The sequence below is a fragment of the Salinivibrio sp. ML323 genome (genome assembly GCF_001995745.1).
In the GTDB taxonomy this organism is placed as follows: Bacteria; Pseudomonadota; Gammaproteobacteria; order Enterobacterales; family Vibrionaceae; genus Salinivibrio; species Salinivibrio kushneri.
This window is the reverse complement of record NZ_MUES01000025.1, coordinates 26,022-37,418: the sequence shown is the minus strand read 5'-3', so window position 1 is coordinate 37,418 and position 11,397 is coordinate 26,022. Positions and strand designations below refer to the sequence as shown.

Sequence of the window (11,397 nt, the reverse complement as noted above, 5' to 3'; positions counted from 1 at the left end):
GCAAAAACGTGATTAATGTCATCATCATTTTTGTTGACAATATTATTTTTTTCTTTTTGTGCTAAATTTACAGGTTATTTTTGTGATATATGCCGGTATAAAATATAGCTACGACACTAATAATGAGAGGTGAGTCAACAAATCCCCGTTATCAGTTCTCTTGAAAAAATGTGTGGTAAATTGACTGGGTACTTACTAGCCAGACGGTTTTGGCGAACCGTTCTACCACACGTTCAATGAGAACATCAAACGGGGTATTGTTATGATATCATCTGATACCAAGATCAAGATACAGAATTTTGGTCGCTTCCTCTCGAATATGGTGATGCCCAATATCGGCGCATTCATCGCGTGGGGGATTATTACTGCACTATTCATTCCGACCGGTTGGGTCCCCAATGAGACATTGGCGGCCATGGTCGGTCCCATGATTACCTACCTACTACCACTGCTGATCGGCTACACCGGCGGTAAACTTGTTGGCGGCGAACGCGGTGCAGTTGTCGGTGCGATTACCACCATGGGGGTGATTGTCGGGACTGACATTCCCATGTTTATGGGCGCGATGATGGTTGGTCCATTCGGCGGCTGGGCGATCAAAAAATTCGATGCTTATGTCGATGGCAAAGTGAGAAGCGGGTTTGAGATGTTAGTAAATAACTTCTCCGCCGGCATTATCGGTATGCTTTGCTCGATTATCGCATTCTTCCTTATCGGCCCGTTTGTTAAGCTCTTATCCAGTGGCCTCGCGGCAGGTGTGGAGTTTTTGGTCTCAGCACACCTGTTACCACTGACCTCTATCTTTGTTGAGCCCGCTAAGATTCTTTTCCTCAACAATGCGATCAACCACGGTATTTTCTCACCACTTGGGATCCAGCAAGCCTCAGAGGCTGGCCAGTCTATTTTCTTCCTCATTGAGGCAAACCCAGGTCCTGGTTTAGGCATCTTGCTTGCCTACATGGTGTTTGGAAAAGGCACCGCACGTCAAACCGCGGGCGGTGCATCCATTATTCACTTCTTCGGTGGTATTCACGAAATCTACTTCCCTTACATTCTGATGAATCCACGCCTTATTCTTGCCGCGATTGCGGGTGGTATGACAGGTGTATTCGTTCTCACTGTGTTTGATGCAGGTATTGTGTCGCCCGCCTCTCCTGGCTCTATTTTTGCTGTGCTGTTAATGACGCAAAAAGGCTCGATTGTCGGCGTCTTGGCGTCAATTATTGCCGCAGCCAGCGTGTCATTTGTGGTCGCCGCTTTACTGATGAAAACACAGAAAAGCACAGAGGGTGAAGGTGACGAGGCCTCACTTGATGAGGCAACCGCCAAAATGAAAAACATGAAATCAGGCGCTAAAGCAAGCACCTCCGCCCCCTCTTCTGCGCCTAAAGCCACAGTTAACTTTGCTGACGTAAAGCATATTTTAGTTGCCTGTGATGCTGGCATGGGCTCTAGTGCCATGGGTGCCAGCTTGCTGCGTAAAAAGGTGCAAAATGCAGGCTTAGATATTGGTGTCACGAATATTGCGGTCAATAGCCTGCCTGAGGATGCGCAGATTGTGATCACGCATAAAGATCTGACCGAGCGTGCACGCACTCACGCGCCAACCGCACACCATATTTCACTCAATAACTTTTTAGACGGCGATGTTTACGGCCAGTTGGTTACCCAAATTCTCGCCGCACAGTATCCCGCCGCCAACGATCCACAAGTGCTTCAAGTTCCGACGACGGCGGCAAATGACGACAGTTTTGAGCCAACCCCGGCACCTGCTTTTCAACTTCAGCGTAAAAACATTCATCTTGGCTTAACGGCCACAAACAAGGATGAAGCGATTCGATTTGCCGGTGAGCAACTTGTCAAACTTGGCTACGTAGCGCCTAATTATGTCGACGCGATGTTTGAGCGCGAGGCATTAACCCCCACTTACCTCGGGGAGTCGATCGCCGTTCCTCATGGCACCGTTAAAGCAAAAGACGGTGTCAAGCAAACCGGCATTGTGGTGTGTCAGTATCCATCGGGTGTGCAGTTCACCGACGACAAAGAGGATATCGCTAAGTTGGTGATTGGCATTGCCGCCAAAAACGATGAACATATTCAAGTAATTACCGCCATTACTAATGCGTTAGATGAGCCTGATGCAATAGATATTCTCACCAGTACTGACAGTATTGACGAGATCCTCAATCTATTGAGTGATGACAGCGTCACCTTTATGACGTCATCCCATTAATCAACCCAATAAGCAGGCCACCTCGGTGGCCTCTCATCACCACCGTTTTTAGTTTGAGGTAAATATTATGAAAAATGCTGTTCATTTTGGTGCCGGCAATATCGGCCGCGGCTTTATCGGAAAATTGCTCGCAGATGCCAATGTCGAGGTCACCTTTGCCGATGTCGATGCGCCCCTCATTGACCAACTCAGTCACAAACAAAGCTACAACGTCAAAGTGGTAGGTAACGACTGCCATATCGACACGGTTTCTCATATCACGGCAGTCAATTCGGCAAGTGATGATGTTATCGAAAAAATCGTAAAAACGGATTTAGTGACCACGGCTGTTGGCCCTAATGTGCTTGATATTATTGCCAAGACCATCGCCACCGGCATTGAAAAACGTTTCGCATCCGGCAATGAGGCCCCACTAAACATTATTGCCTGCGAAAACATGATCCGTGGTACGTCGCATCTCAAAGGCGAAGTCTATAAGCACCTTGACCCCGCATTCCATGAGAAAGCAGACGCACTGATTGGTTTCGTCGATTCCGCAGTTGATCGCATTGTGCCGCCGGCGGAAGCGGCGAACGATGATCCCTTAGAGGTCACGGTAGAAAGCTTCAGCGAGTGGATTGTGGATGAACAACAGTTCAAAGGCGAAATCCCAGATATTGCAGGGATGGAGAAGACACAAAACCTCATGGCCTTCGTCGAGCGTAAGCTTTTCACCTTAAACACGGGCCATTGCATCACGGCGTATTTGGGTTGCTTGAGCGGCCACCGCACCATTCGTGAAGCCATTACCGATCCGAAAATCCGTGATTTGGTGAAAACAGCGATGCAAGAAAGCGGCGAAGTGCTTATCCAACGCTACGGATTTGACCGCGCCGCTCACCAAGCGTACATCGAGAAAATTTTGGGGCGTTTCTCAAACCCCTATTTGGTTGATGAGGTCGATCGTGTTGGTCGCCAGCCTATCCGAAAACTAAGTCAGAACGATAGGCTTATCAAGCCATTACTGGGTACAATAGAGTACGGCACAGATAACCGAGCCCTATTAAAAGGGATTGCCGCAGCATTGAAATACACCAATCACACCGATCCACAAGCTGAAGAGCTTCAAGCTTCATTGGCTGAGGTGGGCGTAAGAAAGACGCTGGCGACATACACCGGCTTGGCAGAGGAAAGCCCTGAAGTTGAGGCAATTAACACCCTGTACCAGCAATTGTAAACCGCGCATTTTACAGGGGGAGTTTAGCTCCCCCGTTATAACAATAAGCAGTATTGAGTCTATGGCAGAAAATTTCGACGAAACAGACATCATTGAACGATTAAACCAAGCGCCAACCGTGCGTGGCTTTTTTGTTGCCGCGGTGGATACGTTTGAGACAGCTATTGATGGCTTAATCAAACGGGTTTTTCGCAAAGATAACTTTGCGGTGGAATCAGTGGTGGGGCCTTTACTGCACGACACTGGGCCGCTGGGGGATCTTTCTGTGCGATTGAAACTCTTGTTTGGTCTAGGCGTGTTATCAGATGACGCTTATCACGATATTGAACAAATCATTAAACTTAAAAACCAACTGAGTAACGATGCCGACGATTACCAATTTACCGATCCTAAGGTGCTCGATGCCGTCAAAAAGCTGCGCAAAGCGAATACGATGGGCATACTTTCGCTCGATATTGGCCCGCCGGAAGATGACGTAGATATCGAATTCTATCAGCTACAACTGCAGCGCCAACAGCAGGTGATCCGCTCAGGGTTGTCACTCGCCATCGTGGAAATCTGCAATGAATTAAGCAAAGAAAGCCCTTTTTAATGTGCCAACGTTCACCATCACTAATGAAGCAAATAGCCTGAAAGGGTTAACCACACCCCTAGCGCGAACGCGCCACCGAGAATCAGGGCTTCCAATAAATAAGCCTTAATCACACTATATAATTTCATACCTAACCAATCTTTTTTATCTTTCGGGTATCAAATCAAAAAACGATGCACTTTGTCCATCATTATATACAAAAAGCGCTATATCGGATCATATAAGGCTTGATAGAGATTGATTTTTAGGCATAAAAAAAGCGAGCCACTAAGCTCGCTTCATAAACAGAGGAAGAGGCGACAATCAGGCCATTGCCATGGCTTGTTGTGCGATCACCAGCTCTTCGTTGGTTGGGATCACCAGTGCTAGCGGTGACGCTTGGGTGGTGATTTGTCCTGCGGCACCAAAACGCGCGGCGGCGTTAGCCTCGGCATCGGCTTGATAGCCGAAAATCGCGAGTTCTTTTAGGATCATTTCCCGCACTGGCAGTGAGTTCTCGCCAATTCCGCCTGTGAAAACAATCGCATCCAAGCGAGATAAAGGCACCATGTAACTTGCGATGTATTTCGCAACGCGATAAGCAAACATTTCTAGCGCGAGTTGTGCGCCTTTGTGACCCTGCTCTGCCGCGTCGACCAAGCCTCGGCAATCGTTCGTTAATTCCGACACGCCGAGCAAACCGGCTTTATCGATCAGTTCATGATGGATTTCATCGGTACTCAGCCCTTTTTTGGAGAGAAACTCAAGAATAGATGGGTCGATATCGCCACAGCGTGTGCCCATCATTAAGCCCGCCAATGGCGTAAAGCCCATGCTGGTATCGACACTTTGACCGTCTTTGACCGCACACAAAGAGGCCCCGTTGCCAAGGTGTACGGTGATTACGTTGGTTTGCTCAGGCGCTTGGTTGAGCCATTTTGCCGCTTCACGACTCACGAAGTAGTGGCTGGTGCCGTGGAAGCCGTAGCGGCGAATGCCATAATCATTATAAAGCTGACGCGAGATCGCGTAATGATACGCTTTTTCCGGCATGGTTTGATGGAATGCGGTGTCGAAAACCGCCACTTGCGGCAAGCTTGGGAAGGCTTGGCGTGCCGCTTTAATGCCCACCACATGCGCGGGGTTATGCAAGGGCGCTAAGGCTTTTAGCGCATCAATTTGCCCCAAAACGGCATCGTCAATCAAGGTGGCCTGGCTGAAGGTTTCACCGCCATGTACCACGCGATGACCAACGGCCTGCAGCTTATCACTTAATTGGTTGTTTTCGATAAGGCCCACAATGATATCCATGGCCTCTTGATGGTGGTTGCTTCCTGCACTTAAGGTTTTCTCAGTTTTTTCGCCGTCGACTTTCCAGCTCATCCGCGCGTCATCGCGCCCAAAGCATTCTCCAGCGCCGGAAATCACCGCATCGCCAGTTTGCGCATCCATCAGGGCAAACTTTAACGACGAGCTACCTGAATTAATAACGAGTACCAGTGCATCACTCATAGGGTTACCTTATTGGCAGAATTAGGATAACGGCTCACTGCCGTCACCCCATTATTAAAATATTTTTGAACAATTCAACTGTCGTTATAGTGATAGCATACTTGCGCAACAATTTACTGCGTAAGATCAAGCTAAGTGCGCACGGACTAGACAAAAACAAAAACCGATAAATAGCTCACAGCGGCTACAGCTAACACTAATGACAAAAAAGCAAACAGTTTGGCGCGTCTCCGGTGGATCCAAGTCCCCACGCCCGTGTGTAGGCTGCGATGCGGGCGTATCATCCCTAGGCAGCGAGCATATTTATTGGCTAGACGCTGGTGGCCTTGCGCGTTTAACCGTTCAAGAAGCTGATGGACATGCGTCACCGAGCAGTGACCCAGCACGGCCATACACTCCTCGTGGGGCATGACTGTGAGCAGTTCAACTTGCTTGTTGAGATCATATTGTAAAAAGGCATTGCGAGCGGCCACAATCTCTGATGTTGAGAATGCAGTCGGTTCAGTAAAGGTGTTGTTCATTACCGTCATGGCGAATCTCCCGATTGGCAGTAGGTAACGACCATCAACAACATCGTGCCCATTTGGACAGCGTGATGTCTAACAGCGAGAGGAGAAAAACAAAGCAGGCAGGGCCAACTATCGACGACAGTTGGTAACGATGAAATGCAGCAATACCAACAGTCGCTATTTTTCTCCGTTAAGACTCGGAGGATGGTCGGTATTGTTCATGGTTGTCTCCAAATACATGTTTTGCTGATAAAGCGTGACAATGATAACAAGAAACGCAGGGGCTGTCTGTCAACAGACGGTCATCTCTCGCACCATAACCCAGGTTAAAAGGCGATGACATTAGGATTTCGCGTCAGCTCGCTGACGGCAAAGCAACACACTGGCCCCTAACAGTTGCGAAAAGGCGACCGTTAAATCGGTTTGCATCTGCTGTTCACACTCTTGCTGCAGCGTTTTTAAACACCTGAATGCGGCGCCATTATCGGCTTTGCCGCTAATTAACACATAAAAGCAAAGCTTTAGCGTCGCCTTAAACTCGCCCTCGGCATGCATCGCTTGCATCCAGCTTTTCATAAATGCATTGATGGTGCCAGTCGTATCGAGGGGCGTACGCAGGCTCTCCACCAAAAAAGGCTCTAACGCGACCATAAAATCTTGCTTGCGAGGAAAGTGATGGCTAATCCCGGTGCGCGATACGCCTGTCGCTTCACTGAGCGTGGTATAAGACATTCCCTCATAACCGAGCGCCAACAGCTGTCGCTTCGCCTCTGCCAAGATCGTCTCAATGGTTTGTTGTGTTTGGGCTTTACTGCGTTTTGGCATGCGTAATCTGTTCTCCCCGTCAATCGCCGTCATTGGCGCTGTGATGACACGCGCGCCAGTCGGCTCGCGGCCAGGCTAACTCACGAAAAAGTCCCGCCCCTTTTAAAATAGTACAGACTCACCCACTCAGCCTGACACTAACCCTTTACCAAGACGCTGAAGCGGATCAAACTTCCAAAAACCTTATTGAGAAGAATATGAAAAAACTGAAAAATCCGTGACAAATCACTGCAAATAGTGCCATCAGTCATAATTTGAACACGTGTTTAAATGATTATCTTGCTTCTCGCCGCCCCCGATCACTAAATTAACATTATTATAACGTTTAAACGTATTCTTAGGTTGCGACAATGAGGAAGTCCAATGTCACATATCAAACCGAACGACCAGATCCTACGGTGGGCCGATGAACGTCCAAGTCATGTTTTTCTGCGCCAGATTCACGGCCGCCGCTTTCATGACTACACCTTTGCGGACGTGGCCGACCAAGCATTGCGCATGGTCACCGCACTACGGGACATGGGGCTGAAACCCGGTGATAAGGTCGCGCTCATCTCCAAAAACTGTGCTGAATGGTTTATTGCCGATTTAGCGATGATGATGGGCAGCTATATAAGCGTCCCGATATTTCCAACAGCCGGGACAGACACCATTGACCATGTGGTAACCCACAGTGAATCGAAAGCCATGTTTGTGGGCAAGCTTGATGACAGTAAAGCCTTGAGCGCCTCACTGGAAAACATGCCAGGCTTAAAGACCATCGCCTTTCCTTACCCCACCATTAGCTGCCATTACGAATGGCATGACTTGATCGCCAACCATGAAGCATCAGATGAGCGCCCTGTGCACCAAGACAGCGATGTAATGTCTTTAGTGTATACCTCGGGCACATCAGGCTTACCTAAAGGGGCAATTTTAAGTTATGGCGGCTACTGTTGGTCCGCTCAGCGATTAATTGATCATATTGGCATTGAACCTGATGATCGCTTGTTCTCTTATCTACCACTCGCGCATATTACTGAGCGGGTTTACATCATGGGCTCAGCGATTATGGGCGGGATCCCTACCGCGTTCCCTGAGTCACTCGATACCTTTATCGAAGATGTCAAAATGCATCGCCCCACCTTGTTCATTTCGGTCCCTCGGCTTTGGACACTATTCCAGCAACGCATTCAAGAAAAACTGCCAGACGGAAAACTTAACCTTCTCTTGCGCATTCCCTTGGTCAATAACCTGATCAAAAGCAAAATCGCAAAAAACCTTGGATTGGATCAGGCACGCGTGTTGGGATGCGGCTCAGCGCCTGTCGCGCCCGCATTACTGCAATGGTATGAAAAGCTCGGGTTACACATTACCGAGGCGTGGGGCATGACAGAAAGCTATGCCTACAGTACCCTCAACTATCCATTTAGAGCCGATAAGATTGGCACCGTGGGTAATGCAGGGCCTGGCGTGGAGATCAAAATTGCCGATGATCAGGAAATCCTAGTAAAAAGCGAAGGCTTATTCAGTGGTTACTACAAAAACGAAGAAGCCAGCGCAGAAACCTTGGCCGATGGCTGGTTGCACACGGGAGATTTAGGTGAACTGGATAGCGAGGGGTATCTGAGTATTTCTGGCCGCAAAAACGACACCTTTAAAACTGCCAAAGGTAAATTTGTCGCGCCCGTGCCGATTGAAAAGCGTTTGTTCGAGCTCTCTAATGCCGAGATGCTCTGTGTGATCGGTTCAGGCATGCCTGCCCCTATTCTACTCGCGCTGCCACATCACTTTCCCAACTTTGACCGCGCGCGTTATGAGCGTCGCGTGAAGAAGGTGATTGATACCATCAACGGGGAGCTGGAGTCTCACCAGCAAATCAAAGGCGTATTGATGATTAAAGAGCCGTGGAGCATTGAGAACGGCAAACTCACGCCGACGCTGAAAATTCGCCGTCACAAGCTAGAGCAAGAGTATCATGATGTCGGTACTCACTGGCCGAAGGGTACCTTAGTGCAATGGGAAGAAGATTTGTGCTGATCCTTTAACCCAATCAAATGATAATGCTCACCCACTATTGCACGTGTTGGCATAAACACGAATAGTGGGTGGTGTCTTTATCAGTATCTGTATTGCTGCCATCACTACAGCGTGCTACAAACACTGCAAAACCTGACCTGCCTCAATGTGCCACAACCCAGACTTTGCTAAAGATCATGTTATCGACTTACAGCAGGCCACCAGCACGTTTTTCACGCCTGCTGCTTTTAACGTAGGGAAATACCATGAAAGAGAATCAAACCGATACCTGTGATGCATGTGGTGTTAGCGCTGAAATAGGTTACATTATATCTGAGGGCGACGAAGTGGCAGACGTCACCATTCAAGGCGAGAGCAAAGACGCGGTGCAAGCGCGCTTCGAGCAATACCTCGCCCTCGCAGAGAGCATTAATCCTGCCGTTAAGCATGACTTTGATCCGCAACAGTTTGATGGCAATGGCGCGCACATTAAATTGCAGTTTGAATGCAGTGCCGAAAAGCTGATCTTTGAATTGCGCAGTCGTGGGCTGAATAACGCGTAAGTATTACGCGAAAACCACAAGCATGTCAGCGGTTAAAGCAACAGGGTGCTTTCTCACACCCTGTTGCTTGCTGACAGCCATTTATAAGCGCAAGCTTTGCCAAGCTTCACACATCTCACGGAAAGTGGTTGCATCTCCTTCGGGCCGATCTGGGTGCCACTTGAGCGCCATTTTGCGCCACTGACGCCGAATTTCATGCTCACTAGCATTCTCATCCAAACCCAACACTTTTAACGCCTTATTGCGCTCCAACATCGCCTCGCCCGACGCCTCATTGCCGATATGACGCTGGTAGTGCTTCCAAAACGAAGACAACAGTTCTTTAACGTCATCTTGGCTGGCGTCATAGTTATTCCAGTCCATGTAGTAATCACGCAACGGATCCTGGTAATCAATTTCTTTGGCCACAAAGCCACTGTTGCCAACCCGCCATTGTAGCTGGATATCCATTGACTCAACCTGCAACCACTGCTGCGGCAACAACATTTCTTGTAGTTGATACAAGGCATTCATGATCAGGAAGTTGCGTTTAAATAAATCAAGGTGGGGGTCAGCATCAAGCTGGGCCATCATGGTGTCTTTTTGCAGCTCACCTAATAGATGGTGCACTTTCCAACTTTGTCGCGTTGATTCTAGAATACTGAGTATTGGCCAAATCAGGGGGTTGTCTATTTCATCCCGTTTTTCAGCAAGCATGACGTTCATCCTCTGTCACTGGCCAGCTACCTTGAACCGGCATCTCGTGGGGTTGGTTGTAAAGCCACCTTATTAAGGTATAAACCAATTCTGGCTATTTTGTAGCAAATATTGGGAAGTCCCTTTTCGCGGCACGCATTTTTAAGCGTGCTTTCCGCCATCATAATGACACTTCCAACATTGCCGGTTAAATATTAAGCATATCCGGTGCCAACTTATGACGAAAAAGAGACCGTTTTGGCCTATTTAAGCCCAGTCTGATCGGTTTATATAGAATGCTCACGACTAGGCCTGTACCTTAAACCGTGCAAACCCCATAATTTTTGTCATCTCATTCGCATTCTGCCCAGAACTCCATTAATCTCTCTACAAGGACAGACTAAATAACCACTTTTCTATGACAGCATCTTCAACACAATGTGAAGCCTGCAGGGATGCGCAGCCACTCGCATTCGATTTCACCATGGCATTCCAACCCATTATTCGGCTTTCCACGCATTCCATTTATGCTTACGAGGCGCTTGCCCGAGGCAAGGACGGTAGCGGCGCGGGCAGCGTGTTTAAGCATGTTAACGCAGAGAATCAGTATCAATTTGATCAAACCTGTCGGATCAAGGCAGTCAAACTCGCGGCCGAACTATCTATCCCTTGTTATCTCAGCATTAACTTTATGCCCAATGCCGTGTACSAGCCAGAGCGCTGTATCCGCACCACGCTGAAAGCCGCGAATGACTATAATTTCCCACTTGAACGGATTCTGTTTGAGTTCACCGAAGGGGAAGAAGTCCTTGATTACAGTCATATTCAGCGCATTATTCGTTATTACCGCTCACAAGGCTTTTTAACTGCAATTGACGATTTCGGTGCCGGTTACTCCGGCCTTACCGCGCTTGCCAGCATTAACACCCATATGATTAAACTGGATATGACGCTTGTACGAGATATTGACACTGACGTCACCAAGCAAACCATTGTGCGCCACAGTGTCGCCATGTGCCACGAGCTAAGTCGTCAAATTATTGCCGAAGGTGTTGAAACAGAAGCCGAGCTTCAATGCCTGATTGATTTAGGCGTCGACTTCTTTCAAGGCTATTACATTGCCAAACCCGGGTTCGAGAGCTTACCGCCTATCAATCAAGTACCTGGGCTCGAAGCCTTCCACTGTCAATAAGCTGACGGCTCAGCGAGTCTTGGCACTCGCTGTTTTAACTTCCTCACAAACACAATTGATAATCTTTCTCATAAAACATTTTTCGAGGTACACTGTTACGCAA

10 protein-coding genes are annotated in these 11,397 nt (G+C 48.3%); 6 read left to right on the top strand and 4 right to left on the bottom strand.

Annotated features, from left to right (window positions below):
* Positions 1–262: 262 nt before the first annotated feature.
* From BZG13_RS12365 to BZG13_RS12355, 3 genes are all read left to right on the top strand, one after another.
* A complete protein-coding gene (locus tag BZG13_RS12365; protein WP_077486840.1) occupies positions 263–2,233 on the top strand; it encodes a PTS mannitol transporter subunit IICBA in 1,971 nt (656 codons plus the stop codon).
* A 67-nt stretch (positions 2,234–2,300) separates the two neighbouring features.
* Positions 2,301–3,449, top strand: coding sequence for a mannitol-1-phosphate 5-dehydrogenase (locus BZG13_RS12360; RefSeq protein WP_077486839.1), 1,149 nt, complete (start codon positions 2,301–2,303; stop codon positions 3,447–3,449).
* Between the two features lie 61 nt (positions 3,450–3,510).
* Complete coding sequence (locus BZG13_RS12355) at positions 3,511–4,041, top strand: MltR family transcriptional regulator (protein ID WP_069362281.1); 531 nt, start codon at positions 3,511–3,513, stop codon at positions 4,039–4,041.
* Between the two features lie 303 nt (positions 4,042–4,344).
* Here the strand turns inward: BZG13_RS12355 and BZG13_RS12350 are convergent, their stop codons facing one another.
* The 3 genes from BZG13_RS12350 to BZG13_RS12340 form a co-directional block, all read right to left on the bottom strand.
* Positions 4,345–5,532: an acetate kinase gene (locus BZG13_RS12350; protein WP_077486838.1), complete on the bottom strand. Its 1,188-nt coding sequence runs from the start codon at positions 5,530–5,532 to the stop codon at positions 4,345–4,347.
* Between the two features lie 146 nt (positions 5,533–5,678).
* Entirely contained in the window at positions 5,679–6,062 is a 384-nt protein-coding gene (locus BZG13_RS12345) for a hypothetical protein (RefSeq protein ID WP_077486837.1), read from the bottom strand.
* A gap of 321 nt (positions 6,063–6,383) precedes the next feature.
* Positions 6,384–6,866 (bottom strand): TetR/AcrR family transcriptional regulator, encoded by a 483-nt coding sequence (locus BZG13_RS12340; protein ID WP_158074899.1) that lies wholly within the window; start codon positions 6,864–6,866, stop codon positions 6,384–6,386.
* 363 nt (positions 6,867–7,229) lie between these two features.
* Between BZG13_RS12340 and BZG13_RS12335 the strand changes: the two genes are divergently transcribed.
* Both BZG13_RS12335 and BZG13_RS12330 read left to right on the top strand, forming a co-directional pair.
* A complete protein-coding gene (locus BZG13_RS12335) occupies positions 7,230–8,885 on the top strand; it encodes an AMP-binding protein (protein ID WP_077486835.1) in 1,656 nt (551 codons plus the stop codon).
* A 245-nt stretch (positions 8,886–9,130) separates the two neighbouring features.
* Positions 9,131–9,427 carry a DUF406 family protein gene (locus BZG13_RS12330; RefSeq protein ID WP_077486834.1) on the top strand — a complete coding sequence of 99 codons (297 nt, stop codon included), beginning with the start codon at positions 9,131–9,133 and terminating at the stop codon, positions 9,425–9,427.
* Positions 9,428–9,508: 81 nt separating this feature from the next.
* Here BZG13_RS12330 and BZG13_RS12325 read toward each other — a convergent pair whose 3' ends face one another.
* Positions 9,509–10,123, bottom strand: coding sequence for a DNA-J related domain-containing protein (locus BZG13_RS12325; RefSeq protein ID WP_077486833.1), 615 nt, complete (start codon positions 10,121–10,123; stop codon positions 9,509–9,511).
* A 397-nt stretch (positions 10,124–10,520) separates the two neighbouring features.
* On the opposite strand from BZG13_RS12325, the gene BZG13_RS12320 reads away from it, so the two are divergent.
* Positions 10,521–11,294 carry an EAL domain-containing protein gene (locus tag BZG13_RS12320; RefSeq protein ID WP_077486832.1) on the top strand — a complete coding sequence of 258 codons (774 nt, stop codon included), beginning with the start codon at positions 10,521–10,523 and terminating at the stop codon, positions 11,292–11,294.
* Positions 11,295–11,397 lie beyond the last annotated feature (103 nt).

What these genes read in the sequence shown, in the direction of transcription:
- BZG13_RS12340 (WP_158074899.1), bottom strand. Translation starts at nt 6,866, where the DNA reads ATGCCAAAACGCAGTAAAGCCCAAACACAACAAACCATTGAGACGATC.
- BZG13_RS12365 (WP_077486840.1), top strand. Translation starts at nt 263, where the DNA reads ATGATATCATCTGATACCAAGATCAAGATACAGAATTTTGGTCGCTTC.
- BZG13_RS12345 (WP_077486837.1), bottom strand. Translation starts at nt 6,062, where the DNA reads ATGACGGTAATGAACAACACCTTTACTGAACCGACTGCATTCTCAACA.
- BZG13_RS12355 (WP_069362281.1), top strand. Translation starts at nt 3,511, where the DNA reads ATGGCAGAAAATTTCGACGAAACAGACATCATTGAACGATTAAACCAA.
- BZG13_RS12335 (WP_077486835.1), top strand. Translation starts at nt 7,230, where the DNA reads ATGTCACATATCAAACCGAACGACCAGATCCTACGGTGGGCCGATGAA.
- BZG13_RS12360 (WP_077486839.1), top strand. Translation starts at nt 2,301, where the DNA reads ATGAAAAATGCTGTTCATTTTGGTGCCGGCAATATCGGCCGCGGCTTT.
- BZG13_RS12325 (WP_077486833.1), bottom strand. Translation starts at nt 10,123, where the DNA reads ATGCTTGCTGAAAAACGGGATGAAATAGACAACCCCCTGATTTGGCCA.
- BZG13_RS12330 (WP_077486834.1), top strand. Translation starts at nt 9,131, where the DNA reads ATGAAAGAGAATCAAACCGATACCTGTGATGCATGTGGTGTTAGCGCT.
- BZG13_RS12350 (WP_077486838.1), bottom strand. Translation starts at nt 5,532, where the DNA reads ATGAGTGATGCACTGGTACTCGTTATTAATTCAGGTAGCTCGTCGTTA.